This window comes from Micromonospora sp. WMMA2032 (genome assembly GCF_002688545.1).
Taxonomy (GTDB): domain Bacteria; phylum Actinomycetota; class Actinomycetes; order Mycobacteriales; family Micromonosporaceae; genus Micromonospora; species Micromonospora sediminicola.
The window spans coordinates 5,821,707-5,848,064 of sequence record NZ_CP024052.1; the positions used below are offsets into that span (position 1 = coordinate 5,821,707).

At 73.5% G+C, this 26,358-nt stretch carries 24 protein-coding genes and 1 tRNA gene; 14 read left to right on the forward strand and 11 right to left on the reverse strand.

All coding sequences use genetic code 11. From position 1 onward, the window contains the following. Nucleotides 1–41: 41 nt before the first annotated feature. Nucleotides 42–1,382, reverse strand: a complete 1,341-nt coding sequence (locus CO540_RS27125; protein ID WP_371682249.1) for a PucR family transcriptional regulator — start codon at nt 1,380–1,382, stop codon at nt 42–44. A 99-nt stretch (nt 1,383–1,481) separates the two neighbouring features. Between CO540_RS27125 and CO540_RS27130 the strand changes: the two genes are divergently transcribed. Beyond that, entirely contained in the window at nt 1,482–1,811 is a 330-nt protein-coding gene (locus tag CO540_RS27130; protein WP_099164967.1) for a hypothetical protein, read from the forward strand. Nucleotides 1,812–1,847: 36 nt separating this feature from the next. Next, nucleotides 1,848–2,774, forward strand: a complete 927-nt coding sequence (locus tag CO540_RS27135; RefSeq protein WP_099164131.1) for an NADP-dependent oxidoreductase — start codon at nt 1,848–1,850, stop codon at nt 2,772–2,774. A gap of 8 nt (nt 2,775–2,782) precedes the next feature. Here CO540_RS27135 and CO540_RS27140 read toward each other — a convergent pair whose 3' ends face one another. Then, nucleotides 2,783–3,445 carry a hypothetical protein gene (locus CO540_RS27140; RefSeq protein WP_099164132.1) on the reverse strand — a complete coding sequence of 221 codons (663 nt, stop codon included), beginning with the start codon at nt 3,443–3,445 and terminating at the stop codon, nt 2,783–2,785. 190 nt (nt 3,446–3,635) lie between these two features. On the opposite strand from CO540_RS27140, the gene CO540_RS27145 reads away from it, so the two are divergent. Beyond that, nucleotides 3,636–4,265 (forward strand): copper resistance CopC family protein, encoded by a 630-nt coding sequence (locus CO540_RS27145; RefSeq protein ID WP_099164968.1) that lies wholly within the window; start codon nt 3,636–3,638, stop codon nt 4,263–4,265. Between the two features lie 316 nt (nt 4,266–4,581). Here CO540_RS27145 and gltX read toward each other — a convergent pair whose 3' ends face one another. From gltX to CO540_RS27160, 3 genes are read right to left on the reverse strand one after another with little or no spacing between them, the layout of a single operon-like run. Further along, nucleotides 4,582–5,991, reverse strand: a complete 1,410-nt coding sequence (gene gltX, locus CO540_RS27150) for a glutamate--tRNA ligase (protein ID WP_099164133.1) — start codon at nt 5,989–5,991, stop codon at nt 4,582–4,584. 48 nt (nt 5,992–6,039) lie between these two features. Then, a complete protein-coding gene (locus CO540_RS27155; protein ID WP_099164134.1) occupies nt 6,040–7,317 on the reverse strand; it encodes an MFS transporter in 1,278 nt (425 codons plus the stop codon). Further along, nucleotides 7,314–8,627, reverse strand: a complete 1,314-nt coding sequence (locus CO540_RS27160; protein ID WP_099164135.1) for a GH1 family beta-glucosidase — start codon at nt 8,625–8,627, stop codon at nt 7,314–7,316. The genes CO540_RS27155 and CO540_RS27160 overlap by 4 nt, the downstream gene beginning before the upstream one ends. A 202-nt stretch (nt 8,628–8,829) precedes the next feature. Between CO540_RS27160 and CO540_RS27165 the strand changes: the two genes are divergently transcribed. Further along, entirely contained in the window at nt 8,830–9,276 is a 447-nt protein-coding gene (locus CO540_RS27165) for an SRPBCC domain-containing protein (RefSeq protein ID WP_091572600.1), read from the forward strand. Between the two features lie 138 nt (nt 9,277–9,414). Here the strand turns inward: CO540_RS27165 and aceE are convergent, their stop codons facing one another. Beyond that, nucleotides 9,415–12,159 carry a pyruvate dehydrogenase (acetyl-transferring), homodimeric type gene (gene aceE / locus CO540_RS27170; RefSeq protein ID WP_099164136.1) on the reverse strand — a complete coding sequence of 915 codons (2,745 nt, stop codon included), beginning with the start codon at nt 12,157–12,159 and terminating at the stop codon, nt 9,415–9,417. A gap of 182 nt (nt 12,160–12,341) precedes the next feature. Between aceE and CO540_RS27175 the strand changes: the two genes are divergently transcribed. Together CO540_RS27175 and CO540_RS27180 are read left to right on the forward strand one after the other, a co-directional pair. Next, a complete protein-coding gene (locus CO540_RS27175; RefSeq protein WP_157779183.1) occupies nt 12,342–12,689 on the forward strand; it encodes a hypothetical protein in 348 nt (115 codons plus the stop codon). Nucleotides 12,690–12,712: 23 nt separating this feature from the next. Next, nucleotides 12,713–13,117: a YjbQ family protein gene (locus tag CO540_RS27180; protein WP_172967946.1), complete on the forward strand. Its 405-nt coding sequence runs from the start codon at nt 12,713–12,715 to the stop codon at nt 13,115–13,117. Between the two features lie 43 nt (nt 13,118–13,160). On the opposite strand, the gene CO540_RS27185 is transcribed toward CO540_RS27180, so the two are convergent. Next, nucleotides 13,161–14,804: an alkaline phosphatase gene (locus CO540_RS27185; RefSeq protein WP_099164138.1), complete on the reverse strand. Its 1,644-nt coding sequence runs from the start codon at nt 14,802–14,804 to the stop codon at nt 13,161–13,163. 130 nt (nt 14,805–14,934) lie between these two features. After that, nucleotides 14,935–15,705: an AraC family transcriptional regulator gene (locus CO540_RS27190; protein ID WP_098746803.1), complete on the reverse strand. Its 771-nt coding sequence runs from the start codon at nt 15,703–15,705 to the stop codon at nt 14,935–14,937. Nucleotides 15,706–15,792: 87 nt separating this feature from the next. Here CO540_RS27190 and CO540_RS27195 point away from each other — a divergent pair, with 87 nt between their 5' ends. From CO540_RS27195 to CO540_RS27225, 7 genes are all read left to right on the forward strand, one after another. Next, entirely contained in the window at nt 15,793–17,214 is a 1,422-nt protein-coding gene (locus CO540_RS27195) for an MFS transporter (protein WP_157779184.1), read from the forward strand. A gap of 21 nt (nt 17,215–17,235) precedes the next feature. After that, complete coding sequence (locus tag CO540_RS27200) at nt 17,236–17,697, forward strand: MarR family winged helix-turn-helix transcriptional regulator (protein ID WP_099164140.1); 462 nt, start codon at nt 17,236–17,238, stop codon at nt 17,695–17,697. Nucleotides 17,698–17,748: 51 nt separating this feature from the next. Beyond that, a complete protein-coding gene (locus tag CO540_RS27205) occupies nt 17,749–20,472 on the forward strand; it encodes a thiamine pyrophosphate-dependent enzyme (RefSeq protein ID WP_099164141.1) in 2,724 nt (907 codons plus the stop codon). Nucleotides 20,473–20,583: 111 nt separating this feature from the next. Continuing rightward, nucleotides 20,584–21,021 (forward strand): DUF3052 domain-containing protein, encoded by a 438-nt coding sequence (locus tag CO540_RS27210; RefSeq protein WP_091572628.1) that lies wholly within the window; start codon nt 20,584–20,586, stop codon nt 21,019–21,021. Nucleotides 21,022–21,064: 43 nt separating this feature from the next. Next, complete coding sequence (locus CO540_RS27215; protein ID WP_091572632.1) at nt 21,065–21,532, forward strand: peroxiredoxin; 468 nt, start codon at nt 21,065–21,067, stop codon at nt 21,530–21,532. Nucleotides 21,533–21,611: 79 nt separating this feature from the next. Next, a tRNA-Val gene (locus CO540_RS27220) sits at nt 21,612–21,686 on the forward strand. 229 nt (nt 21,687–21,915) lie between these two features. Then, complete coding sequence (locus CO540_RS27225; RefSeq protein WP_099164142.1) at nt 21,916–22,395, forward strand: hypothetical protein; 480 nt, start codon at nt 21,916–21,918, stop codon at nt 22,393–22,395. Nucleotides 22,396–22,464: 69 nt separating this feature from the next. Here CO540_RS27225 and CO540_RS27230 read toward each other — a convergent pair whose 3' ends face one another. Continuing rightward, on the reverse strand, nt 22,465–22,968 hold the full coding sequence (locus CO540_RS27230; RefSeq protein WP_099164143.1) for a hypothetical protein: 504 nt from the start codon (nt 22,966–22,968) through the stop codon (nt 22,465–22,467). Nucleotides 22,969–23,121: 153 nt separating this feature from the next. Here CO540_RS27230 and CO540_RS27235 point away from each other — a divergent pair, with 153 nt between their 5' ends. Beyond that, the gene (locus CO540_RS27235) at nt 23,122–23,457 is read left to right on the forward strand and encodes a glyoxalase superfamily protein (protein WP_099164144.1); all 336 of its coding nucleotides are present in this window, start codon (nt 23,122–23,124) and stop codon (nt 23,455–23,457) included. A 7-nt stretch (nt 23,458–23,464) separates the two neighbouring features. Here CO540_RS27235 and CO540_RS27240 read toward each other — a convergent pair whose 3' ends face one another. Continuing rightward, nucleotides 23,465–25,312 carry a glycoside hydrolase family 15 protein gene (locus CO540_RS27240; protein ID WP_099164145.1) on the reverse strand — a complete coding sequence of 616 codons (1,848 nt, stop codon included), beginning with the start codon at nt 25,310–25,312 and terminating at the stop codon, nt 23,465–23,467. A 58-nt stretch (nt 25,313–25,370) separates the two neighbouring features. Further along, the gene (locus tag CO540_RS27245; protein WP_099164969.1) at nt 25,371–26,357 is read right to left on the reverse strand and encodes an NAD(P)/FAD-dependent oxidoreductase; all 987 of its coding nucleotides are present in this window, start codon (nt 26,355–26,357) and stop codon (nt 25,371–25,373) included. Between the last annotated feature and the right edge of the window lies 1 nt (nt 26,358).

Sequence of the window (26,358 nt, forward strand, 5' to 3'; positions counted from 1 at the left end):
AACGCACGGCACGAAACCGCACTAGAAGCTTTAGAGGAAACCTACAAAGATCGGTGGCGATCATCGCCGCTCTGGGTGGTTTTCCGGCCCCCTGGGCTCCCTGTCTGGCTCGGGACGGGTGCGACTGCCGGTACCACCGGGTCCAGCCTACCGACCGTCAGCGCGACCTGGAGTGCGAAAGCGTCCCGCGGGGCGAGCGGCGAGAAGCCGGTCACTTCGGCGATCCGCTTGAGCCGGTAGCGCACCGTGTTGGGGTGCACGAACAGCGCCCGGGCGGCGCTCTCCAGCGTGCCGCCCGCGGCGAAGAACGCGTCCAGCGTCTCCAGCAGTTCGCCGCCGGAGCGGGCCAGCGTCGCGTACACGTCGTGCCGCAACCGGCGGCGGGCCTCGGCGTCGCCGGCCAGGGCCCGCTCGGGCAGCAGTTCGGCGGCGGCGACCGGGCACGGCGCGGTCGGCCAGGCCGGCGCGGCCCGGAACCCGGCCAGCGCGGCCCGGGCGGACTCGGTCGCCTCGTCCAGGCTGGGCACGGCCGGACCGACCACCACCGGCCCGTCACCGAACGCGGTCCGCAGCTTCTCGGTCGCCGCCAGCGGGTCGGCCGCCCCGCCGAGCACGATGACCAGGCGGTCGCCGTGCACCCCGCCGATCACCTCGACGCCGATGCGCCTCGCCTGCCGATAGACGGTGTGCAGCACGGCCGCCACCTCACCGCCGGGCGAGCGGCCCACCGCCACCGCCACCGGCGGCGCGTCCGACCAGCCCAGCGCGGCGGCCCGGCTGGCCAGCACGTCCGGCGAGTCGCCGCGCAGCAGCGCGTCGACCAGCAACGCCTGGAGCCGGGCGTCCCAGGAGCCCCGGCTCTCGGCGGCGCGGGCGTAGACCCGGGCGGCGGCGAACGCGATCTCCCGCGAGAAGCGCAGCACCGCCTCCCGCAGCGACTGCTCCTCGCCCGGCACGGCCAGTTCCGACACCTGCTCCTCGACCACCTCGATGGTCACCTTGATCAGCGCCACGGTTTGTTGGAGGGTGATCGAGCGGGCGAGCGCCTGCGGCGCGGCGGCGAAGACCTCGTCCGAGACCTCCTGGGTGCGGTCGGTCGCGCCGCCGCCCTGGCGCAGCCACTGCACCAGTGACCGCACGCCGGCCTGGGCGACCAGCATGACCCAGGAGCGCTGGTCGGCCGGCAGCTCCCGGAACCAGGGCAGCGTCTCGTCCATCCGGGCCACGCTGGCGGTGGCCAGGCCACCCGCCGCCCGCTCGATGCGGCGCAGCGTCGCCGACGTCTCGGTCCCGCCCGATTCGCTCACCGTCCCAGCCTGACACGCCGTGACCAGCGGTTCCACTCCGAGGGGACGGGGCCGCCCCGCCCGGACGATCTCCACCGGTACGCGCTGACGATCTCGTCCGGCCGGGCCAGTACGGTGTCAGGGCGCGTCGGGGCGTTCCGCCCGGCGGGCGACGGCGAGATGGAGGAGACCGGGATGGCGCACGGGGAGGCCGAGCACGGCTGCGCCCAGGGCGAGCCCTGCCGGCCGGGTCACGAGCAGCCGGCGGCGGCCAGGCACCCGCGCCGGACGGGCCTGACCCACACGGGTGAGCCCGCGGTCGGCCGGGGGCCCGAGCACGCCGACGACGAGCCGGTGATGCCGCGTCAGCGCGCCGCCGAGCCGTCGCCGCACGCCGCCGATCCGACACCGGTGCCCAGCTGCCGCAGCGACCGGGCCGGCTGGGCCGGGGCCCACCGGCACGGCGCGGTGCGCCCGGGCAACCGCACGACGCGCCGGGAGCGGCCGCCGCGCCGCTGGTGCTGACCACGCGACCCCCGTCCGGCGGTTAGCGTGGGTGGGGTGAAGGCGATCGCGATCGACGCGTACGGGCCGGCCGACCTGCTGACTCCGCGCGAGCTGCCCACCCCGCCGGTGGGGCCGGACACGGTCCTGGTCCGGGTGCGGGCGGCCGGGGTGAACCCGGTCGACTGGAAGGTCCGCGAGGGGCACCTGGCCGGTGCCTTCCCGAGCCACTTCCCACTGGTGCCGGGGTGGGACGCGGCCGGGGTGGTGGAGGCGGTCGGTCCGGCGGTGGCCGGGTTCGCCGTCGGCGACGAGGTGATCGGCTACGTCCGCCGCGACGACGTGCAGCACGGCACGTACGCCGAACTGGTCCCGGCCCCCGAGCGGTGCCTGGCCGACAAGCCGGTGCGGGCCTCCTGGCCGGAGGCGGCCGGGCTGCCGCTGGCGGGGCTCACCGCGTACCAGGCGTTGCAGCTGGCCCGCACGGGCGCCGGTGACACCGTGCTGGTGCACGGCGCGTCCGGTGGGGTGGGGCACCTCGCGGTGCAGGTGGCCCGGGCGCTCGGCGCGGACCGGGTGATCGGCACGGCGAGCGAGGCCAACCACGACTTCGTCCGGTCGCTGGGCGCGGAGCCGGTCGCCTACGGCGACGGTCTGCGGGACCGGGTCCGGGCGGTGGCGCCGGACGGGGTGGATGTGGTGCTGGACCTGTTCGGCGGCGACGCGCTGGACGTCTCCGCGGAGCTGATCACCCGGCCGGCCCGGATGATGTCCACCGCCGATCCCGAGCACGTGACCCGGCTCGGCGGCACCTACGTCTTCGTGAAACCATCCGCGGCGGACCTGGCGGTGCTGGCCGGGTTGGTCGACGCGGGCCGGCTGACCGTGCACGTGGCCCGTACGCTCCCGCTGGCCGAGGCGGCCGAGGCGCACCGCCTCGTCGAGGCGGGGCACGTCCGGGGCAAGGTCGTGCTGACGGTCTGAGTCGACGCTCAGCGGGTGCGGCGACGCACCAGCAGCGCGATGCCGGCCAGCCCGGCCGTGATGACGACCACCACGCCGACGTTGAGCAGCAGCAGCCGCTGCAACTCGCCGAGGGCGGTGTCGAGGTCCTCAACCGGGTCGAGCGCGTCCTCCGGCAGCACGCGCTCGCCGCCGCCGATGCCGCCGGAGAGCGTGTCGAACCGGGGCGCCAGCGGCACCCCGACCGAGCGCAGCGTCTCGGACATGTTGAGGCGCCCGAAGAACCAGCCGGCCCGGGGGCGGCTCAGGTCGGGCTGCTTGGCCGGCCGGTAGACCCGGGGACCGCCCTTGGCCAGCGGGAAGAGGTCGAAGGTGTTCTTCGGGGTGCCGGCGACGAGCACCACCACCGTGTACTTCGGACCGAGGTCCTTGGCGGCGGGACCGCGCAGCTGACCGGTCGCGCCTAGCCACTTGACCTGGTCGACGATCAGGTTCACGTCGGCCGGGCGGGTGTCGGCCCGCAGCCGCAGCGGCTGGTCGAGCCGGTCGCCGGTGATGTCCACCCCGCCCGGGGCGAGCTTCGGCTTGGGCGCGGCCTGGGCCGGCGCCGGGCCGGCCAGGGCCAGCGAGCACACCAGTGCCACCGCCGCCCCGGTCAGGACGGTCAACACCCGTCTCACCTTCCGGACCATCGCCGCCTCCTCGCCCCGTTCGATGGCTGGCTTCCGCTGCGGGTCACACTGGACCTGTCCACCTCAAAGACTCCGCAGAACGTCGCCTGGTTGCAGCTGGTGGAAGAGTATTTGGAACTATCTGCGAGCTGAGACCGACCAATAGCCGGCCGATGATCAGCGGCCGGATCTTACCCGGATGGAGGGGTTCATGGGGGGCACGGTTGCCCGTGTGGCGCGTACCTGGCTGGTGGTCCTCGGGGTGGCGGCGGGAGCGTCGCTGCTGCTGCCGGCCGCCCCGGCCGCCGCGCACAACTCCCTGACCGGCAGCGATCCGCAGAACGGGGCCCGGTTGGCCGCCGCGCCGAAGCGGATCGAGTTGCGGTTCCTGGCCACACCGAAGGAAGCCACGACGAAGGTCACCGTCACCGGGCCGGACAACGTGGCCGCCGCGGGCGGCGCGCCGACGTTCGCCGGCAAGCGGGTGAGCGTGCCGTTCCAGCCAGGCGCCGCGGGGCTCTACATCGTGACCTACCAGCTCGCCTCCGACGACGGACACCCGGTCAAGGGGGAGATCCGGTTCACCCTGACCACGGGCACGCCGGCCGAGCCGCCGTCGGCGAGCGCCGCGCCCGGCAGCGCCACGCCGACCACCGCGCCGGCATCCACCGCCGCCGGCTCGCCGTCCGCCGGCTCGCCGTCCGCGGCGAGCCCGTCCCCGGCCGCCGCCGGGGACGACGACGGGGGTACGGGCTGGCTCTGGACCGTCGCCCCGGTGGTGGTGCTGGGGCTGCTCCTGGTCGGAGCGCTCGTGCTGCGCCGTCGCGCCACCCGTCGCTGACCCGGGCGAGCACGCCGAACACGGCGCGTGACGGCCGCGAAAGAAGGACGAACGTGCGAGCGATATACCGCTGAGTCATAAATATGACCCAGCGGTATATCGCTCGCACCTGTATCGGCTCTCGGCCGCGACACGCCTGCGGACGACACGCCGGTCGGCTCCCCACAGGCCAGCCGCGCCACGCCGCGGGATCGTGCCGCGTCGGGCCGCGCCGCTGGGCCCACCCCGTCGGGCCGCGCCGCCAGGCCCGCCCCGCCGGACGGCACGGTCGGGGCGTCCGCGGAGCGACCGTCACGGGGCGACCGCGCCGGGCGGGTCAGACCAGGCGTACCCGGGCGGCGCGCAGCCGGGTGAGCGTGCGGTCGCGGCCGAGCACCTCCAGGGACTCGAACAGCGGCAGCCCGACGGTGCGTCCGGTGACCGCGACCCGGACCGGCGCCTGTGCCTTGCCCAGCTTCAGCCCGCGCTCCGCGCCGACCGCCTCCAGCGTGGCCTTCAGCGACTCGGCGTCCCACGAGTCGAGCGCGTCGAACGCGGCGATCGCGGCGTCCAGCAGCTCGGCGGCGCCCTCCTTCATCGCCTTCGCCCAGGCCGCCTCGTCGATCAGCGGGTCGGTCAGGAAGAGGAAGTCGACGTTCGGCACGATCTCGCTGAGGACCGCGATCCGGGTCTGCGCCAGCGGGGCCACCGCGGCGAACGCGGCCGGGTCGAACTCGGCCGGCTGCCACGGCGGCGGGGCGATCGTGTCGGTGCCGGTGAGCCACGGCCGGCAGGCGGCGACGAAGTCCTCCACCGGCAGCGCCCGGATGTACTCCCCGTTGAAGGCCCGCAGCTTCTTCTCGTCGAAGAAGGCGGGGGAGGGGTTGACCTCGTCGAGCCGGAACTCGTCCTCGATCACCGACCAGGGCACGATCTCCCGGTCGCCCGACGGCGCCCAGCCGAGCAGCATCAGGTAGTTGCGCATCGCGTCGGCGAGGTAGCCCTCGTCCCGGTACGCCTCCAGGGCGACCTTGTCGCGCCGCTTGGACAGCTTCTGCCGCTTCTCGTTGACCACCACCGGCACGTGCGCCCAGATCGGCGGCTTGACCCCGAGCGCGTCCCAGAGCAACTGCTGCTTCGGGGTGTTGGGCAGGTGCTCCTCGGCCCGGATCACGTGGGTGATCCCCATGGTCATGTCGTCGACCACGTTGGCGAGCAGGAAGACCGGCGACCCGTCGCCACGGGCGATGACGAAGTCCTCGATCAGCTTGTTCTCGAACGTCGGCTCACCCCGGATCAGGTCGACCACCACGGTCTCGCCCTCGTCCGGCGTACGGAAGCGCAGTGCCCGGCCCTCGCCCGGCCCCAGGCCGCGGTCGCGGCAGAAGCCGTCGTAGCCGCGGTGCTGCGAACCGGTACGCGCCTGCACGTCCTCGCGGGTGCAGTCGCAGTAGTAGGCCCGGCCGCCGTCGTACAGGCGCTGGGCGGCGGCGCGGTGCTCGCCGGCGTAGGAGGACTGGAAGTACGGGCCCTCGTAGCTGCCCCGCGAGATGCCGATCCAGTCGAGCGCGGAGAGGATGCCCTCGGTCCACTCGGGCTTGTTGCGGGCCGCGTCGGTGTCCTCGACGCGGAGCACGAACACCCCGCCCTGCTGCTTGGCGAAGATCCAGTTCTGCAGCGCCGAGCGGGCGCCGCCGACATGGAACATTCCGGTCGGGGAGGGGGCGAAGCGTACACGTACCGTCACGTCCCCCAGCCTACGGCGGGCCGCGACCGTGTTCCGGCAGGGGGCCGGTCAGGGCACCGCCCTGATCTTCACCACCAGGGCGCTGCCGAGCAGGGTGACCGCTGCGGTCACCGCGTACAGCGTCGGGTAGCCGCCGAGGTGCACGACGATCGGTGCGGACAGCGCCGGACCGAGCACCTGCGGCGCCGAGTTGGCAATGTTGATCACGCCGAGGTCCTTGGCCCGGTCGGTGGCGGCCGGCAGCACCTGGGTGATCAACGCGGCGTCCACCGCCAGGTAGACGCCGTAGCCCGCGCCGAGCAGGAGCGCGGCCACGATCGCCATCGGCCAGACCGGCGCGACGGCGAGCAGCGTCGCCGCCACCGCCATGATCAGCCCCGACACGATCACGAAGACCTTACGCCGGCCGGAGCGGTCGGAGAGTCGCCCGGCGACCACGGCGGTGAGCATCATGCCCAGCGTGTAGAGCAGGATCAGCACCAGCAGCGAGCCCTCGGGGTCGGTCACCCGCACCCCGTCGGTGAGGAAGTAGAGCAGGTAGAGCGTGCCGAGCGCGTTGCCGGTCTGCACCAGGAAGCGGGTGAACCAGGCCCAGGCGAAGTCGGGGTGGCGGCGCGGGCTGATCCACATCGAGGCGAGCAGGGCGCGCAGCCGCACCGGCGACCGGTGCTCCCGCGGCAGCGGGTCGTCCTGGGTGAGCAGCGCGAACGGCAGCGACAGCAGCAGCACGGCGAGCGCGATCGCCGCGTACCCGGCCGCGTTTCCGGTCACCACGGCGGTGACCAGCACCGCGCCCAGCACCAGGCCGAGCGCCTGCGGGATGCCCACCCAGCCCGAGACGCCGCCGCGCTGGGCCACCGGCACCCGGTCCGGGATCGCGGCGGTGAGGCTGGCCAGCATGGCGTTGAAGCAGACCTGCGCGGCCACCCAGGCCACCGCCACCCCGGCGATGCTGTCCTGACGGGCCAGCAGCATCAGAGCGGCCGCGCCGACCACCGCGCCGGTCGCGGTCCAGACGTGCCGGCGGCCGAAGTGCCGGTTGGCCAGCCGCAGCGAGGTACGGTCCGACAACGCGCCGGCGAGCGGGTTGGCCAGCACCGCGGCGAGTGCGCCGAGCCCGGTCACCACCGCCAGCATGGCCTCCTTGTCGCCCGGCGCGATCCGTTCCACCTGCTGCGGCAGCAGAACCTGGATCGGGGTGAAGAACGCCATCCAGACGCCCAGGTTGGCCGCGAAGATCAGCGCGATCCAGCTCCGTCGGACCGGCACCGTCGGCTCGGCGAGCGCCGCCGGCAGCGAGGCCGGCGTCGGGTTCACCGTGGTCATCGCCGCACCAGGTCACGGAACCAGGCGTACGACGACTTCGGCGTGCGCCGCTGGGTCGGGTAGTCGACGTGCACCAGGCCGAAGCGCTTGGTGAACCCCTCGGCCCACTCCCAGTTGTCCAGCAGCGACCAGACGAAGTACCCGGTCACCGGCACGCCCGCGCCGATCGCCTCGTGCACCGCGCGCACGTGCCCGTCCAGGTAGGCGATCCGCTCCGGGTCGTTCACCCGGCCCTGGGCGTCGGGCGCGTCGTCGTACGCGCACCCGCTCTCGGTGACCTGGATCTCCGGCAGCGCGTCGCCGTACCGGTCCCGGAGCTGGAGCAGCAGCTCACGCAGCCCGTCCGGGGCGACCGGCCAGTCGAACGCGGTGCGCGGGTAACCGTCCAGCAGCACGATCTCGAACGGCAGCGGCGACCCTTCCTCGGGCGCGCGGATGCCCGTCGGGTTGTAGTAGTTCACGCCGAGTACGTCGATCGGCGCGGCGATGACGTCCAGGTCGCCGTCGCGGACCACGGTCGGGTCGACGCCGGGCGCGTCGGGGTAGCCGAGACCGAGCAGCGGGTCGGTGAAGAGCCGGTTGTGCAGCGCGTCGTACGCCGCGGCGGCGGCCCGGTCGGCGTCGCTGTCCCCGGCCGGCCGCACCGGCGAGTAGTTGTTGGCGATCGCCACCGGGCTCGCGGTGCGGGCCCGCAGCGCGGCGACCGCGAGACCGTGCCCGAGGAGCTGGTGGTGCGCGACCGGGAAGGCGTCGAAGAGCAGCACCCGGCCCGGCGCGTGCACGCCCATGCCGTGGCCGAGGCTCATGTGGATGAATGGCTCGTTGAGCGTGATCCAGAGCTTCACCCGGTCGCCGAGGCGGGCCGCGGTCACGTCGGCGTACTCGGCGAAGCGGGCGGCGGTGTCCCGGTTCAGCCAGCCGCCGGCGTCCTCCAGCGCCTGCGGCAGGTCCCAGTGGAAGAGCGTGGCGACCGGGTCCACGCCGGCTGCGAGCAGACCGTCCACCAGCCGGTCGTAGAAGTCCAGCCCGGCCGTCAGGGCCGGACCGGCGCCGGTGGGCTGGATCCGGGGCCAGGAGATCGAGAACCGGTACGCGGACACCCCCAGCCCGGCCAGCAGCGCGGTGTCCTCGGCGTACCGGTGGTGGTGGTCGCACGCCTCGTCGCCGGTGGTGCCGTCGACGATCCGGCCGGGCTCGCGGGCGAACGTGTCCCAGATGGACGGCCCGCGACCGTCGACGGTGGTCGCCCCCTCGATCTGGTACGCGGAGGTGGACACCCCCCAGCGGAAGCCGGCGGGGAAGTCGGGCATCGGCGCGGTCGTCAAGTCACCCTCCCGAGACGTGAAGCGTGTTCGCGACTCTAGGGCTCGGACGACCGCCGCGCCATAGGCCGGAAAGCGTCGACGGCACAAGGGTTTCCGGCGTGTCTTCTCCAAACTCGTCCGCTTAAGTCCGATTTACACATAGAGTGCCGAATATCGCGGATGTGATTTAAGTGGGGGAAAGATACTCATGATCCTCGTGGAACGCAGCGCACACGTGGCGGCGCCGGTGGAAGTGGTCTGGGACGTCGTGCAGCGGGCCGAGCAGCTGCCGGCCTGGCTGGCGGGGGTCCGCGCGGCCGAGGTCCTGTCGGGGGAGGGATTCGGCCGGCGACAACTGGTCCAGGCCGGACGCGGCTCCGCGCACGAGGCCGAGGTGATCGCCTACCAGGAGCCGACCCTGATCGGCTGGCGCGAACGGGCCAAGGGCGCGGGCGCCCGGGCCGAGGCGCGCACCGAGATCTACGTCCAGCTGACCGCGGACGAGGAGGACGGTGGCACCGTCGTACGACTGATCGTCGTGCGGTGGCCCGCCGGCCCCGTCAAGGCCGCCCTGCTGCGGCTCGGCCTGCGCCGGGTCGGCGCCGACCTGGAGGACTCGCTGGCCCGGCTGACCGACCTGGCCGCCGTCGGCTGACCGAGCCCGTCCCGGCGTCGCCCGCGATGGTGATGGTCCGGCGTCCCCGCCAGGGACGCCGGACCATCGTCGTCTGTACCCGAAGTGTTAAGAAGGGGCCCCTTCTCTACCGGAGGCGTTAAGAAGGGGCCCTTCCTTTCAGCTGTCGCCGCCGGTCTCGCCGACCGGGGCGGCGGTGACGTCGTCCAGCGCGTACTTGCGGGCGGCGTCGGCCGGCACGTGGGCCGGCACCGTGCCGCGCAGGGCGAGCTGGCGCAGCGTGGCGACCGCGATCGACTCGGCGTCGACGTGGAAGTGGCGGCGCAGCGCGTGCCGGGTGTCCGACATGCCGAAGCCGTCGGTGCCGAGCGAGGTGTAGTCACCGGGCACCCAGCGGGAGATCAGGTCCGGCACCGCGCGCATCCAGTCGCTGACCGCGACCTTCGGGCCGTCGGCGTCGGCCAGCTTCCGCGCGATGTACGGCACCCGCTGCTCCTCGCCCGGGTTGAGCAGGTTGTGCTCCTCGCACTGCACCGCGTCGCGGCGCAGCTCGGTCCAGGACGTCACCGACCACACGTCGGCGGACACGCCCCAGTCCTCGGCGAGCAGCTGCTGGGCCTTGAGCGCCCACTGCATGCCGGTGCCGGAGGCGAGGATGTTCGCCTTCGGCGCGTCGTCACCGACCTGCGGCGCCGGCGAGTAGCGGTAGATGCCCTTGAGGATGCCCTCGACGTCCACGCCCTCCGGCTCGGCCGGCTGGAAGATCGGCTCGTTGTAGACGGTGAGGTAGTAGAAGACGTTCTCCTGCTCCTCGCCGTACATCCGGTGCAGGCCGTTCTCCATGATGTGCGCCAGCTCGAAGGCGAACGCCGCGTCGTAGGAGACCACCGCCGGGTTGGTGGCGGCGAGCAGCAGCGAGTGGCCGTCCTCGTGCTGGAGGCCCTCACCGTTGAGCGTGGTCCGGCCGGCGGTGGCGCCGAGCACGAAGCCCCGCGCCATCTGGTCCGCCGCCGCCCAGAACCCGTCGCCGGTGCGCTGGAAGCCGAACATCGAGTAGAAGATGTACAGCGGGATCATCGGCTCGCCGTGCGTGGCGTACGCCGTGCCGGCGGCGGTGAACGAGGCGACCGAACCGGCCTCGTTGATGCCCTCGTGCAGGATCTGCCCGGTGGTCGACTCCTTGTAGGACAGGAACAGCTCCCGGTCCACCGAGGTGTAGCGCTGGCCGTGCGGCGAGTAGATCTTCTGGGTCGGGAAGAGCGAGTCCATACCGAAGGTGCGGGCCTCGTCCGGGATGATCGGCACCCAGCGCTTGCCGAACTCCTTGTCCTTCATGATGTCCTTGAGCAGGCGGACGAACGCCATCGTGGTGGCGACCTTCTGCTTGCCCGACCCGCGCTTGACGTCGGAGAACCGCTCGCTGCCCGGGACGGCCAGCGTCTTGCGCGCGGTGTTGCGCGTGGGCAGGTAGCCGCCGAGCTGCTGCCGCCGGTCCTTGAGGTACGCGATCTCGTCCGACTTCTCGCCCGGCGTGTAGTACGGCGGGAGGTAGGGGTTCTCCTCCAGCTGCTTGTCCGGGATGTCCAGGTAGAGGCGGTCGCGGAAGAGCTTCAGGTCCTCCAGCGTCAGCTTCTTCATCTGGTGGGTGGCGTTGCGGCCCTCGAAGTGCGAGCCCAGGGTCCAGCCCTTGATCGTCTTGGCGAGGATCACCGTCGGCTGGCCGGTGTGCTCCGTCGCCGCCTTGTAGGCCGCGTAGAGCTTGCGGTAGTCGTGACCGCCCCGCTTGAGGTTCCAGATCTCGTCGTCGGAGAGGTGCTCGACCATCTTGCGGGTGCGCGGGTCGCGGCCGAAGAAGTGCTCCCGGACGTACGCCCCGGACTCCGCCTTGTAGGTCTGGTAGTCACCGTCGGGCGTGGTGTTCATCAGGTTGACCAGCGCGCCGTCGGTGTCCGCCGCGAGCAGCGGGTCCCACTCGCGGCCCCAGACGACCTTGATGACGTTCCAGCCGGCGCCCCGGAAGAACGCCTCCAGCTCCTGCATGACCTTGCCGTTGCCGCGGACCGGTCCGTCCAGGCGCTGGAGGTTGCAGTTGATCACGAAGGTGAGGTTGTCCAGCTCCTCGCGGGCGGCCACGCCGATCGCGCCGAGCGACTCGACCTCGTCCATCTCACCGTCGCCGAGGAACGCCCAGACGTGCTGCTGGGAGGTGTCCTTGATGCCGCGGTGGTGCAGGTAGCGGTTGAACCGCGCCTGGTAGATCGCGTTGAGCGGGCCGAGGCCCATGGACACGGTGGGGAACTCCCAGAAGTCCGGCATCAGCCGCGGGTGCGGGTACGACGGCAGCCCGCCGCCGGGGTGCGACAGCTCCTGCCGGAAGCCGTCGAGCTGGCTCTCGCTGAGCCGGCCCTCCAGGAACGCCCGCGCGTACATGCCGGGGGAGGCGTGACCCTGGTAGAAGATCTGGTCACCACCGCCCGGGTGGTTCTTGCCCCGGAAGAAGTGGTTGAAGCCCACCTCGTAGAGCGACGCGGAGCTGGCGAACGTGGAGATGTGGCCGCCGACGCCGATCTCCGGCCGCTGCGCCCGGTGCACCAGCATGGCGGCGTTCCAGCGGATGTACGCCCGCAGCCGCCGCTCGATGTGCTCGTCACCCGGGAACCACGGCTCCCGCTCCGGCGCGATCGTGTTGATGTAGTCGGTGGTGGTCAGGGACGGCACCCCGACCTGGCGCTCGCGGGCCCGCTCCAGCAGGCGCAGCATGACGTACCGGGCGCGCTTGGTTCCGCGCTCGTCGATGACACCGTCGAGCGACTCGACCCATTCGCTGGTCTCTTCAGGGTCGATGTCCGGAAGCTGGCTCGGCAGACCAGCGGTGATCACCGGGCGCTTGCGTTCCGTAGCCACAGGCGTTCCCTCGGTTCTGTGTGGGATAGGTCTCTAGCGCCATCCTGCCCCCTCGTGGCGCTCGTCGTCACGTCTCCCTCCCCCAGACGCGACGCTGAACACAGGTACCCACCAGTAACTTTGTGCGATCACCGGATGCGCTAGCCGGGTCGCGCGTGGCGGTCCACGGCTACCCTGCCGGCATGCGGCGGGATCCGGTTCTGGTCGGCGGCGTGATGACGGCGCTGGGGGTGCTCGTGGCGCTCGTCGCCGCGGTGGGGTTGGCACGGGAGATCGCGCGTACCCCGGAGTGGGGGCCGGAATGGATCTTCGTCCTGGGCGGTGGCGTGCTGCTGGTCCTCGGCGGCGTCGGTGAACTCCGGCACCAGCGCCGCTTCCGGTCCGGCTACCGGGAGGCGGCGGGCGGGGGCAACGCCTTCGACTACGTCCCACCCGGCCCGCACGGCACGAGTGGGGAGATGCCCAGCTACGGCTCCGGCGACGGTGGCGGTGGCGGCGACTGCGGTGGCGCTGGTGGCGGCGGGAACTGAGCCGCTGCGGCAGAATGCGCCGTATGCGCAGTGAGGTGATCAGCGTCCGGACCGGGTCCCGGCCGACCGTCCGGGACATCACGGCCGAGGCCGAGCGGTTCGTCGCCGGGGCCGGCGACGGGTTGCTGCACGTCTTCGTGCCGCACGCCACGGCCGGGCTGGCGATCATCGAGACCGGCGCCGGGTCGGACGACGACCTGCTCCGTGCGCTCGACGACCTGCTCCCCACCGACGACCGGTGGCGGCACCGGCACGGCTCACCCGGGCACGGCCGCGACCACGTGCTCCCGGCGTTCGTGCCGCCGTACGCGACGCTGCCGGTGCTCGACGGGCGGCTCCAGCTCGGCACCTGGCAGTCGATCTGCCTGGTCGACCCGAACGGCGACAACCCGGACCGCCAGGTGCGCTTCTCGTTCCTCGCCGGCTGAGCGGCCGGGCCGGGCGCGTCGCACCCGCCCCGGCCTCCGCCGGTCACGGCCGGACGGTCTCCGCCTCCACCGTCTGCCGGCCCTGGTCCGCCCCGGGAGCGACGGTCCGCGCCGCGGCCGGCGGCCGGTCGTACGTCAGGTTCAACCCGGGGACCCGGTCCTCGACCACGAACGTGGCCCGGGTGTACGCCGGCGCGTCCGGCCGGCTCACGTACGGGAGCACGTCGAAGTTCGCGGTCAGGTCCTTCGGGGTGATCGTGGTGCGGACGTACCCGCGCAGGTTGTTCTGGAAGCGCAGGTGCGGGTTGAACGCCAGCCACGGGTGCGAGCCGGTGGGCGAGTCCGCGCCGTCCCCGGTCGAGGTGATCGAGGAGCAGACCAGCTCGCTGCCGACCGTGCGCGACGTCGGGTCCGCGTAGTCCAGCTTCAGGTCGCTCGCCCAGTGGGCGTGCACGTCGCCGGTGAGCACCACCGGGTTGCGCACCCCGGCGGCCACCCAGCCCCGGGTGATCCGGTCCCGCGAGGCGACGTACCCGTCCCAGGCGTCCATGCTGGTGACCGTCATCGGCCCGGCGTTGTTGTCCCGCTGGGCGAAGAAGACCTGCTGGCCGAGCAGGTCCCAGCGGGCCTCGGAGCGGCGGAAACCGTCCAGCAGCCACGCCTCCTGCGCGGCGCCGGTGATCGACCGGGCCGGGTCGGACGCCGCCGCGCAGTCCTTGTAGCCGTCGCCGCACGCCTGGTCGTCCCGGTACTGCCGGGTGTCGAGCATGTGGAACGTGGCCAGCCGGCCCCAGCGCACCCGCCGGTAGAGCTGCATGTCGATGCCGCGTGGGATCGAGGTGCGGCGCAGCGGCATGTTCTCGTAGTACGCCTGGAACGCCGCCGCCCGCCGGGTGAGGAAGTCCGGGTCGGGCGCCTCGGGCACCTCGTCGGCCCAGTTGTTCTCCACCTCGTGGTCGTCGAAGACCACCACCCAGGGCGCGACCGCGTGCGCCGCCTGCAGGTCGGTGTCGGTCTTGTACTGGGCGTGCCGCTGCCGGTAGTTCGCCAGCGTCCGGGTCTCCGGGCCCTCGTGGTCGCGCGCGTTGCCGCCGGGCACGGTGTAGGTGTCCTTGGCGTACTCGTACTGGTAGTCGCCGAGGTGCAGGATCAGCTCCGGCTCGGTCTCGGCCAGCCGGCGGTAGGCGGTGAAGTAGCCGTGCTCGTACTGCGAGCAGGAGACGAAGCACATGGCCAGCGCGGACGGCATCAGCCACGGCGCCGGGGCGGTGCGGGTGCGGCCGACCGGGGAGAGCCAGCGCTCGGCCCGGAACCGGTAGAAGTACTCCCGCCCGGGGAGCAGTCCGTCCAGCTCGACGTGCACGCTGTGCGCCGACTCCGGCCGGGCCAACCGGACGCCGCGCCGCACGACGTGCCGGAAGCGCTCGTCGGCGGCCACCTCGAAGGACACCGGCACCACCCGGGACGGCACGCCGCCCAGGCCGTCCTCGGCCAGCGGCTCCGGCGCGAGCCGGGTCCAGAGCACGAAGCCGTCGTGGTCGGGGTCGCCGGAGGCCACCCCGAGCGTGAACGGGTCGCGGCGCAGCGGGCCGGGCGACGCGGCGGCCGCGACCGGCAGGCCGGCTGCCGCGCCGGCGGCGCCGAGCGCCGCGCCGCTGAGCAGGATGGTACGTCGGGACAGTGCCACGGTTTCCTCCCCGGAGTCCGGTTCGTCGACTCCGGGCAGCCTCGCGAGCGCCGATGGCCGTCAGGTGACACCGAGGCGACCGCACGGCACTTTCCGTCGAACAGCGGCCGGCGGACGAAAGGCGACGACGTCAGCCGAGCAGCCGGCGCAGCTCGCCCGGCGTGTGGCCGAGGTGGGCACGGACCGTGCGGGTCAGGTGCGCCTGGTCGCTGAAGCCCAGCTCGCCGGCGAGGTCGGCCAGGCGTACGTCCCCCTGCTCGATCCGGTCCAGCGCCCGGGCGACGCGCAGCCGGTTGCGGTAGCGGGTGAGCGGCACCCCGGTGCGGGCCTGGAACTCGCGGCTGAGCCGGTAGGGCGACACGTCGAGCGCCCGGGCCAGCGGGAGCAGCCCGGCGGCCTCCGGGGCGTCGTCGTGCAGCGCCGCCCGGGCCCGCTCCACCAGCCGCCGGCCCGGCCCGCCGCCGCCGGCGACCGGCGTGACGGCACGCCCGACCAGCCGTACCAGCCGCTCGGCGGCGGCGTGGTCGGGATCGGCGGCGTCCCGCAGCAGGAGCCGGTGGGCCAGGTCCAGTCGGCCGTCGACGTGCACCGTGCCCGGCGCCGGCCGGTCGTCGAACAGCTCCCGCCACAGCCGCTCCGACAGGTGCACCGACGTGCACTCGTCGCCGCCGGCCGGGTGCGCGAACCGCTCCTCCTCGCCCGGGACCGTCAGGTAGGCCACCGTCGACCCGACCCACGTGGCCCCGTGGCGACCGGCCCGCCGGAAGGCGCCCCGCCGGGCCAGCACCAGGCCGTACGCGTCGGCCGGCTCGGGCGTGGACCAGCCGCGGTGGTCGTCCCGGCAGCGCACCACGGTGACCCGGAAGTCCGGTCGGGCCAGCAGCCGGGTGGCGGTACGCATGCGGGTCAGCGTAGGCCGCCGCGACGACGGAAACGCCCCGCAAGGATCGACAAGACCGGGGACGGCCGGCCCGGCAGGGTGGCCGGCGTGACCACTTCGCACCGCCGACCCGCCGCCCTGCTCGTGGTGCTGCTCACCGGGCAGGCGATGGCCTCCATGGACACCTCGATCACGGCCGTGGCCGCGCCGGCGATCCGGGCCGACCTGGGTGGCTCCGCCGCCGTCCAGCAGCTCGTGCTGGCCGGCTACACGCTCACCTTCGCCGTGCTGGTGGTGGTCGGCGCCCGCCTCGGCGCCCGGCACGGCGGCCCCCGGGTCTTCCTGTTCGGCCTGGCCGGCTTCACGCTCGCCTCGCTGGCCTGCGGCCTGGCCCCGACGCCGGTCACGCTGGTGCTCGCCCGGGTGGCCCAGGGCGCGGCGGGCGCGCTGATGGTGCCGCAGGTGCTCGCGCTGATCCGGGCCGCGCTGCCGGACGCGGCCCGGGCGCGCGCGATCGGGGCGTACTCGATGGTGCTCGCTCTCGGCGTCGCCGCCGGTCAGGTCCTCGGCGGGCTCCTCGTCACGCTCGACCTCGGCGGCCTCACCTGGCGGCTGGCGTTCCTGGTCAACGTGCCGGTCGGGGTGGCTCTCCAGATCGTCGGCCGGCGGGTGCTGGCCGGGCCACCGGCCGCGCCGCCCCGGCGGGAGCCGCTCGACCTGACCGGCGCGGCGCTGCTGGCCGCGGCGATGCTCACCCTCGTGCTGCCGCTGGTGCTGGACACGCCCATCGGGATCCGCGTCGCCGCGGTCGCCGCCGGCGCCGTCGGGCTGCGGCTCTTCCTCGGGTACGAGCGGAGGCGGGCCCGTCGGGGCGACGCCCCGCTGCTGGACGTGACGGTGCTGCGCCATCCCGGCGTCCCGGCCGGACTGCTCGCCTGCTGCGTGGTGATGGGCTGCTACGCGGGCTTCCTGTTCGTGTTCACAGTGCGGGCGCAGGACGCGCTGGGCCTCAGCCCGCTCGCCGCCGGGCTGGCGTTCCTCCCGTACGCCGCGGGTTTCGCCCTGTGCGGTCTGGCGGTCGCACGACTGCCGGAGGCGACCCGCGCGGTCCTGCCGGTGGCCGGGCCGCCGGTGCTGGCCGCGGTGGCGGTGCTCCTCGCCGCGCTCTCCGCCCGGGGCTGGCCCTGGGTGGCCGGCGGCGCGTTGCTGCTGCTCGGCGGCGCAGCGCACGCGGCGGCGTTCAGCCCGCTGGTCACCCGGCTCACCGACGCGGTGCCGGCGGGCGCGGCGGCCGCCCTGTCCGCGCTCGTCTCCACCGGCACGCTGCTCGCCGCCGTGCTCGGGGTGACCGTGGTCGGCGGCGTCCACCTGGCGCTGACCGCGGCCGCCCTGCGGGGGGCCGCGCTGGCCCTGCCGCCGGCGGTCGTCACCGCCGGGTTGCTGCTGGCCGGCGCGGTGGCCGCCCGGCGGGCGCTCCGGCCGGCCCGACCGGTCGCGCCGGAACATATAGTGGAGCATGTCAATTGTTGATCGGTCACGTACGATCGGGGCATGGAGTCGCCGTCCCCCGACGATCGACCCGGCCTGGCCGGGGACACGGTGCGCCGGATCCTGCACGTCGCCGCCGCGCTGCGGCACCACCAGGACGAGGCGGTCGCCGCGCTGGGGCTCACCCCGGCGGCCGCCCGGGCCCTGCACGAGCTGGACCCGGACCATCCGCTGCCGGCCCGCGACCTCGCCGAGCAGTTGGGCTGCGACCGGTCCAACGTCACCGGTCTGGCCGACCGGCTGGAGCAGGCCGGGCTGGTCGAGCGGCGGGTCGACCCCGCCGACCGGCGGCAGAAGACGCTGGTGGTCACCGGGCACGGACGCGAGGTCCGCGAGCGGGTGGGGCGGGTGATGTCGGACTCCCGACTCCTCGACGGGCTGACCACCGCCGAGCTGGCCGCCCTGCGCGAGCTGGTCTGGAAGGTCTCCGACGGCGGCTGCCCCGAGGAGTGCGGCGAGGTCTGAGCCACACCGGGCGGAACGTGTCCGACTGGGCGCGGCGGCCCGGAGTCGGTAATGCTGTCCGACGTGACCACCCCGCACGATCTCGACGACCGGCTCCGCACCGACCTGGCCGCGCTCGGCGCGCCGGAGCGGCGGCGTGACCTGGCCGAGCCGCTGCCGGACGGCGGGCCGCTGACCGGGGCCCAGCTGTTGGCCCTGTTCGACGCGCAGCTCACCAGCCGGCTGCTCGACCTGGCCGGGCGCTGGCTGCGCGGCTTCGGCGAGGGGTACTACACGATCGGTTCTGCGGGTCACGAGGGCAACGCCGCGGTCGCCGCCGCGCTCCGGCCGACCGACCCGGCACTGCTGCACTACCGGTCCGGCGCGTTCTACTGCCTGCGGGCCGCCCAGGCGGCCGGCGACTTCCCGCCCGGCCCGCCGCCCCCGCTCCCCGACGCACCGCCGTCCGACGATTCGGCGGCGCCCCTCCCCGACGGCTCGCCCGACTCCACGTCTCCCGGTTCCCGGGATGAGCTTCCCGAATCGCGGGAAATGTCCAGATCTGGGAACGACAGTGCCTCCCTGGGGGCCACGTCCCTCCACGATCCGGATCCGGCGGTCGGAACCCGTCTGCGGGGTGAGCGGGGCGGTCGGCCGGGTGCCGAGGGGAGCGAACCGTCGGCCGAGGCGGTGCGGCTCCCGCCCGGAGCCGGCGTGACCGTGGACGCGGACGGCGACGCGACGGTCGGCGTGACGCCGGCCGGGGGTGGTGACGCGAGGGGCGGCGTGACCGTGGACGCGGACGGCGACGCGACCGCCGACGTACCCGATCTGCCCCCGCCGGCCCCCGACGACGCCTACGCGGACGCGGCGCGCGACGTGCTGCGCGGAATGGCCGCCTCGGCCGCGGAGCCGATCGCCGGCGGCCGGCACAAGGTCTTCGGTCGGGCCGACCTCGCGGTCGTGCCGACCACCTCCACCATCGCCTCGCACCTGCCCCGGGCGGTCGGCCTGGCACTGGCGCTGGAGCGGCCGCGCCGGGGCGGCCCGCGCGCCGACGGCGAGCCGGAGGCGACGTCCTGGCCGGCGGACGCGGTGGTGGTCTGCTCGTTCGGCGACGCCTCGGTCAACCACGCCAGCGCCACCGCCGCGTTCAACACCGCCGGCTGGTACGACCACTCCGACCTGCGGGTCCCGGTCCTGTTCGTGTGCGAGGACAACGGGCTCGGCATCAGCGTGCGCTCGCCCGAGGGATGGGTGGCGGCCACGCTGCGGTCCCGGCCCGGCATCCGCTACTTCGCCGCCGACGGGACGGACGTGGTGGAGAGCCACCGGGTGGCGGCCGAGGCGGCGGACTGGGTGCGCCGGCACCGCCGGCCCGCCGTGCTGCACCTGGACACGGTCCGGTTGATGGGCCACGCCGGCGCGGACGCGGAGACCGCGTACCGGAGTCCCGCCGAGATCGCCGCCGACGCGGCCCGGGACCCGCTGCTGGCCACCGCGCGGCGGCTGGTGGAGGCCGGGTACGCCGGCGGCGGGGACCTGCTCGCCCGGTACGACGAGCGGGGCTGGCAGCTGCGCCGGATCGCCGAGGAGGTGCTCGACGAGCCGAAGCTGGCCTCCCCGGTCGAGGTGGTGGCGGAGTTGGCGCCGCGCCGGCCGGCGCGGGTGTCCCGGGCGGTCGCCGAGGCGGCGGCCCGGGCGGTGGGTCCGGGCGCCGCCGCCCGCGCGGAGGCGTTCGGCGGCAAGCCGCCGGAGCTGACCGGGCCACTGACGCTGGCGCAGAGCATCAACGCGGCGTTGGCCGACGGCCTGCTCGACGACCCCGGGATGGCCGTCTTCGGCGAGGACGTCGCCGTCAAGGGCGGGGTGTACGGGGTCACCAAGGGGCTGCGGGACCGGTTCGGCGCGGCCCGGGTGTTCGACACGCTGCTCGACGAGACCTCGATCCTCGGGCTCGGGCTGGGCGCCGGGCTGGCCGGCATGCTGCCGGTGCCGGAGATCCAGTACCTGGCGTACCTGCACAACGCCGAGGACCAGCTGCGGGGCGAGGCGGCCAGCATGCGCTTCTTCTCCCGGGGCGCGTTCCGCAACCCGATGGTGGTGCGGGTCGCCGGCCTGGCCTACCAGGAGGGCTTCGGCGGGCACTTCCACAACGACAACTCGGTGGCGGTGCTGCGCGACGTGCCGGGGCTGGTGATCGCGGTGCCGGCCCGGCCGGAGGACGCCGCGCCGATGCTGCGGACCTGCCTGGCGGCGGCGCGGGTGGACGGCAGCGTGTGCGTCTTCCTGGAGCCGATCGCGCTCTACCACGCCCGCGACCTCTACACCGAGGGCGACGGCGAGTGGACCGCCGAGTACGCCGAGCCGGGCGCCTGGGCCGGCCGGCACGTGCCGGTCGGCCGGGCCCGGGTGTACGGGGTCGGCTCGGCCGAGGACCTCACCGTCATCACCTTCGGTAACGGCGTGCGGATGTCGCTGCGCGCCGCGGCCAGGCTGGCCGACGAGGGGATCGGCACCCGGGTGGTGGACCTGCGCTGGCTCGCCCCGCTGCCGGTGGCGGACATCATCCGGGAGGCCTCCGCGACCGGCCGGGTGCTGGTGGTGGACGAGACGCGGCGCTCCGGCGGGGTGGGCGAGGGGGTGCTGGCCGCGCTGGTCGACACCGGGTACGTGGGGGCGGCGCGCCGGGTGGCGGCACTTGACTCGTTTGTACCATTAGGTCCGGCTGCCCGTCAGGTTCTGGTCTCGGAGGAGGCCATCACCCAGGGTGCCCGTACGCTGCTGGCACGGTAAATTCCGTTCCACCCGGTGCGCCACTTGCGCGGCGAGCCGCAACTGTGTGGACTGGGCGCGACGGCGTCGCACGACGCCACGAGCAGGCATGAGATGAGGAGGCACGCGACAGTGAGCGCGACCGCTGGTCAGGCCGCCGACGGGGTACGCAGCCTGGCGGACCGGTTCGGGATCGAACCGGGCATGGTCGTCATGGAGATGGGCTACGACGACGACGTCGACACCGATCTCCGGGACGCCCTGACCGACCGCTGTGGAGAGCTTGTCGACGAGGACACCGACGAGGTGGTCGACGCGGTTCTGGTCTGGCACCGCGACGGCGACGGTGACCTCTTCGAGCTGCTCGTCGACGCCCTCGGGCCGCTGGCGGACAACGGGGTGGTCTGGCTCCTGACGCCCAAGGCGGGCCGGGACGGCCACGTCGAGCCGAGCGAGGTCGCGGAGAGCGCGCAGACCGCCGGCCTCCAGCAGACCTCCACCATCAACGCCGGCCGCGACTGGAGCGGTGCCCGCCTCGTGCTGCGGCGCGGGTCGAAGAGCAAGAAGTAGGGTCTCCCTGATCATTTCCAGACCCGATCCCGAGGGAGCGCGCATGCCCATCGAGGTTGGCGCCGAGGCGCCGGACTTCCTGCTCAAGGACCAGAACAACCAGGAGGTCCGGCTCTCCGACCTCCGCGGTCGCAAGACCGTGCTGCTGGTCTTCTACCCGCTCGCCTTCACCGGCATCTGCCAGGGCGAGCTGTGCGAGGTGCGGGACAACCTCAACGAGTACGTGAACGACGACGTCCAGGTGCTGACCGTCAGCGTCGACTCGGTCTACGCCCACAAGATCTGGGCCGACCGGGAGGGCTACCAGTTCCCGCTGCTGGCCGACTTCTGGCCGCACGGCGCGGTCGCCCAGGCGTACGGCGTGTTCAACGAGGTCGCCGGCATCGCCAACCGGGGCACGTTCGTCATCGACAAGGCCGGCGTGGTCCGGTTCGCCGAGATGAACATGCCCGGCGAGGCGCGCGACCAGCAGGGCTGGCGCAAGGCGCTGGCCGAGGCCGTCGCCGCCTGATCCACCCCGGGCACGTCGTTCGACCGGGCCGGAGGCCGGCAGGTAAGCTTGCCGCTCCGGCCCGCCGTTCGGGCGTTCCGGGCGCGTAGCTCAGTGGGAGAGCACTCGCCTTACAAGCGAGGGGTCGCAGGTTCGAAACCTGCCGCGCCCACCACACACCACCGGCGGACGGTGGCAGCAGTGGCGGTCATGAAGGGCCGCCTGTCGATTTTCCCAAGGGCCTGCCGGCGAGGCCGGGGCGCCAGTTGGTTCCGCCGGCATCGGAGGACAACGGGATGCTCTCGGACCACCAACAGCGGCTGCGGGCGAGGTTTCTCGCCGCTCCGGTCGTCGCGCCGCCGGAGCCATGGCGACACCTCGACCGGACGCGCCGGTGCATACCGGTGGGCGGGCTGCAGGGCGTCGGCTTCGGTGTCCACCCGCAGACCGGCGTCGATCTGCTGATGGTCGTCTCGATGGACGGCTTCGGCCTGATCGACGCGACAACGGGTGCGACGATCGCCCGGGACCGTGACCCCGACCCCGACGACGCGTCACCGTCCGGGCCGGACCTGGCCTGTCCGGGCATCGGCGTGCTGGTGGGAACGCGGGTACGCGTCGCCGGGTTGTTCGGCGGCGGCCTGCACGCCACGACCGGCGACGGGTGGACCGTCGACGTGGTGGCGCCCGAGTGGCCGAACCATCGCGTCCTGCTGTCCGCCGACGGCGGTGCCTGCAAGGGCCCACCGGGCACGTCCTGGTGGCACGTCCTCCATGCCGACTACTCCGAACTGCGCGCCGCCGGCTTCTCCCCGTCCGGCCGCACCCTGGCGATCGCCACCAGCAGCGACGTGACACTCATCGTCCGCCCCGATCTCCCGTAAGGGCTCGGGACATCCTCGCGGCCGATCCGACCGTGCCCCCGCTGGCTCTCGTAAGGGCCGGTGACCGCATCAGCTCTTACGAGAGCCGTCGGGCCGCCCCGACGGGTCACTGATCCGGACGCCGTGGGAGCGCAGAAGCGCCTCCACCCGGTCCCGTGTCTCCGGGTCCGGCGCCCGCAACTGCCAGACCCGCCCGACCATGACCGCGTTGTTCGGCCCTGGCACGTCCCACGGACCGCCCTCCGGGAACACGGCGAGCGCGAGCCGGGCGAAGCCGGGCCGGGCGATCCCGGCCTCGCGGATCTCGGACCACCGGTAGCTGCGGATGACCTGTCCCCGGTGCCGGACCAGCAGTCCTAGGTCGTCGGCGAGCAGCGCCCCGTCGCGCTGGTACCACGCCGCGACCACGGTGGCCGCCGTCAGTCCGCTCCAGGTGAGCACCGAAGCGGTGTGCAGCCGGAAGCCGATCGCGATCGTCGTCGCCAGGATCCCGAGCGGGACGAGCACCGCCGGCCACCACCGCGACGCGAACAGCACCACCGGCTCCACGCCGGCCCCCCGCCCCTCCGCCATCCGACGGTGGTGCCCGCATCGGTCGCGATCGACACCTGCGGCGGCGGCCCGGAGCCACATGCCCCGGAGAGCGATATGACTGCTGGTCATATTCATGACTCAGCGGTATATCGACCACAACACCATGCTCCTCCGGGCTGGCACAATCGCGGGATGACCGAGCGACTGGCGCCGATCCTGCGGGTCCGCGACGCCGACGCCGCCGCGACCTGGTACGCCCGTCTCGGCTTCGCCCGCCTGTGGGAGCACCGGTTCGCGCCGGACCTGCCGCGCTACGTCGGCATCGGCCGGCCCGGCATGGAGATCCACCTGTCCGAGCACGCCGGTGACGCCCGGCCCGGGACGCTGCTCTACCTCTACGTGGACGACGTGGACGCGGCGGCGGCGGCCTGCGGCGGGGTCGAGGTGCGGAGCCAGGACTGGGGGCGGGACTTCGAGGTCACCGACCCGGACGGCAACCGCATCCGGGTCGGGACCGTGCCGTCCTGAGTGACGGTCACTGGCGGCGGCGGGCCTCGGCCTCGACGTCGAGCAGGTCGTTCAGCGCCAGCGCGGAGTTGATCAGGGACAGGTGGCTGAACGCCTGCGGGTAGTTGCCGATCTGCTCACCGGTCGCGGCGATCTCCTCGGCGTACAGGCCGAGGTGGTTGCTGAAGGTGAACATCTTCTCGAAGGTGAGCCGGGCGTCGTCCAGGCGGCCGGACCGGGCCAGCGCCTCGACATACCAGAAGGTGCACATGTTGAACGTGCCCTCGTGGCCGGGAAGACCGTCCGGGGAGTGCACCGGGTCGTAGCGGTGGACCAGGCTGTCGGAGACCAGGTCCCGCTCGATCGACGCCAGTGTGGACTGCCACAGCGGGTCGCTGGGCGTGACGAAGCCGACCGCCGGCATGGCCAGCAGCGCGGCGTCCAGCACGTTCTCGTCGTACGCCTGCACGAAGCTGCCGCGTTCCCGGTGGTAACCGCGGGCCATGACCTGGTTGTAGATCCGGTTGCGCTGCTCGACCCAGCAGGACATGTCGCCGGGGCGGCCGGTGCGGGTGGCCAGCCGGATCGCCCGGTCCAGCGCCACCCAGGACATCACCCGCCCGAAGGTGTAGTTGCGGGGGTGGTGGCGGCTCTCCCAGATGCCGGCGTCAGGCTGGTCCCAGTTGTGGCACAGCCAGTCGACGAGCCGGACGGTGCTCTTCCACACCTGGTGCGACACCCGGATGCCCTGCTCGTCGGCGAGGTGCATGGCGTAGAGCGCCTCGCCGTGGATGTCCAGCTGGAGCTGGTCGGCGGCGCCGTTGCCGATCCGCACCGGCCGGGAGCCGCGGTAGCCCTCCAGGTGCTCGAGCACCTCCTCGTGCAGGTCGGAGGAGCCGTCCACCCGATACATGATCTTCAGCGGGTCCTGGTGGTCGCCGGCCTCGCGGATGCGCTCGTCCAGCCAGTCCATGTACCGGCTGACCTCCTCGGTGAAACCGAGGCCGAGCAGCGCGTGCACCGAGAACGACGTGTCGCGTACCCAGGTGTAGCGGTAGTCCCAGTTGCGGGTGCCGCCGACCAGCTCCGGCAGCGCGGCGGTGGGCGCGGCGATCATCGCGCCGGTCGGCGCGTACGTCATGAGCTTCAGCGTGATGGCCGAACGCTCGACCATCTCCCGCCAGCGGCCGGTGTAGCGGGAACGTTCGACCCAGCGCCGCCAGTAGTCCCGGGTCCACTCGAACATGCCCTGGACCTCTTCGGGCGGGATGATGCGCGGCTCGATGCCGCCCGTCTCCAGCACCACCCCACCGGTGTCACCCTCGTTCAACGTGCCGTACGCGACCAGGTCGCCGTCGTCGAGGTGCACGTCGCCGGTCTGGGAGATGAGCCGCCGCACCGGGTCGACCGGGTGGAAGGTGAGCGACTCCGTGCGGCCGCGGAAGACGTAGCCGTTGCGGTGCCGCTCCAGTTGGTGCTTCTCCCGCGCGTAGTCGAACCGGGGCCGGCACTCCACCCTGAACCGCATGCTGCCCCGCACCATGTTGACGATGCGGACCAGGCGGTGCGAGTCGGTGGCCCGCTCGCCGGTGACCGGCATGAAGTCCATCACCTCGGCGACGCCGTCGGCGCTGATGAACCGGGTGATCAGGATCGGCGTGCCGGGGAGGTAGAGCTGCTTGGTCACGTACCGGACCTCGTGCGGGGCGATCCGGAAGTAGCCGCCCTTCTCCTTGTCCAGCAGCGCGGCGAAGATGCTCGGCGAGTCGAAGCGCGGCGCGCAGAACCAGTCGACGGTCCCGTCACAGGTCACCAGCGCGGCGGTCTGCAGGTCCCCGATGAGCCCGTGATCCTCGATCGCCGGATAGCTCTCCACGTCGCCCCCCGGTCTCGACTGCCTCCTGCGCCTTCAACCTAGGGGAAGAATTGTCGGGTTAGGCGGGATTCGCGGTGAGCCCACCCGCCCGCGTGCGCCGGTACGCCTCGACGGCCCGGCGGGTCTCCTCGGCCACGAGGTCCGCGTTGATCATCGCGGCGGTCCGGGCGCCGTCCGCGGCGGCGGCGCCGACCTGGGCGGACAGGTCGGTCACGTTGCCCGCGACCCACACCCCGGGAACCTCGGTACGCCCCGTCGGGTCGGCCGGCAGGTGCTCGCCCGCCCCGCTCGCGTGCGGTGCCGGCCGCAGGCCCAACCCGGTCAGGAACCCGGCCCGCGCCACCATCCGGGGCGCGACGGTCAGCACCTCGCGGGCGACCGTACGGCCGTCGCGCAGGCGTACCCCGGTCAGCCGGTCCCCGGCGACCTCGACGGCCGCGACCTCGCCCTCGACCACCGGCACGCCGCGCGCGGCGAGCTGCTCGGCCTGCTCGTCGGTGAGCGGCGGCGCGGTGTGGCGGAGATAGACCACGTCGTCGCTCCACTGCCGGAACAGCAGCGCCTGGTGCACCGACAGCGGGCCGCTGCCCAGCACTCCGATCGCCTGGTCGCGCACCTCCCAGCCGTGGCAGTAGGGGCAGTGCACCACGTCCCGGCCCCAGCGCTCGCGCAGGCCCGGCACCTCCGGCAGCTCGTCCACCAGGCCGGTGGTGACCAGCAGGTGGGCGGCGCGCACCCGGCGGCCGTCGGCCAGCGTCACGTCGAACCCGTCGTCGTCGCGGGCCGCCGCCTCGACCTCGCCGGTGAGCAGGTGCCCGCCGTAGCCGCGCACCTCGTCCCGGCCGCGTGCCAGCAGCTCGGCCGGCGACATGCCGTCGCGGGCCAGCAGCGCGTGCACCCCGTCGGCCGGGGCGTTGCGCGGGCTGCCCGCGTCGACCACCAGCACCGACCGTCGGGCCCGGGCGAGCATCATCGCGCCGCTCAGGCCGGCCGCGCCGCCGCCGATCACCAGTACCTCGTAGCCGTCCGTCCGTACCTCGGTCATC

What these genes read in the sequence shown, in the direction of transcription:
- CO540_RS27155 (WP_099164134.1), bottom strand. Translation starts at nt 7,317, where the DNA reads ATGACCACGGTGAACCCGACGCCGGCCTCGCTGCCGGCGGCGCTCGCC.
- CO540_RS27165 (WP_091572600.1), top strand. Translation starts at nt 8,830, where the DNA reads ATGATCCTCGTGGAACGCAGCGCACACGTGGCGGCGCCGGTGGAAGTG.
- CO540_RS27140 (WP_099164132.1), bottom strand. Translation starts at nt 3,445, where the DNA reads ATGGTCCGGAAGGTGAGACGGGTGTTGACCGTCCTGACCGGGGCGGCG.
- CO540_RS27205 (WP_099164141.1), top strand. Translation starts at nt 17,749, where the DNA reads ATGCTGTCCGACGTGACCACCCCGCACGATCTCGACGACCGGCTCCGC.
- CO540_RS27130 (WP_099164967.1), top strand. Translation starts at nt 1,482, where the DNA reads ATGGCGCACGGGGAGGCCGAGCACGGCTGCGCCCAGGGCGAGCCCTGC.
- CO540_RS27200 (WP_099164140.1), top strand. Translation starts at nt 17,236, where the DNA reads ATGGAGTCGCCGTCCCCCGACGATCGACCCGGCCTGGCCGGGGACACG.
- CO540_RS27235 (WP_099164144.1), top strand. Translation starts at nt 23,122, where the DNA reads ATGACCGAGCGACTGGCGCCGATCCTGCGGGTCCGCGACGCCGACGCC.
- CO540_RS27160 (WP_099164135.1), bottom strand. Translation starts at nt 8,627, where the DNA reads ATGCCCGACTTCCCCGCCGGCTTCCGCTGGGGGGTGTCCACCTCCGCG.
- CO540_RS27145 (WP_099164968.1), top strand. Translation starts at nt 3,636, where the DNA reads ATGGGGGGCACGGTTGCCCGTGTGGCGCGTACCTGGCTGGTGGTCCTC.
- CO540_RS27180 (WP_172967946.1), top strand. Translation starts at nt 12,713, where the DNA reads ATGCGCAGTGAGGTGATCAGCGTCCGGACCGGGTCCCGGCCGACCGTC.
- CO540_RS27230 (WP_099164143.1), bottom strand. Translation starts at nt 22,968, where the DNA reads ATGGCGGAGGGGCGGGGGGCCGGCGTGGAGCCGGTGGTGCTGTTCGCG.
- CO540_RS27190 (WP_098746803.1), bottom strand. Translation starts at nt 15,705, where the DNA reads ATGCGTACCGCCACCCGGCTGCTGGCCCGACCGGACTTCCGGGTCACC.
- CO540_RS27215 (WP_091572632.1), top strand. Translation starts at nt 21,065, where the DNA reads ATGCCCATCGAGGTTGGCGCCGAGGCGCCGGACTTCCTGCTCAAGGAC.
- CO540_RS27175 (WP_157779183.1), top strand. Translation starts at nt 12,342, where the DNA reads ATGCGGCGGGATCCGGTTCTGGTCGGCGGCGTGATGACGGCGCTGGGG.
- CO540_RS27245 (WP_099164969.1), bottom strand. Translation starts at nt 26,357, where the DNA reads ATGACCGAGGTACGGACGGACGGCTACGAGGTACTGGTGATCGGCGGC.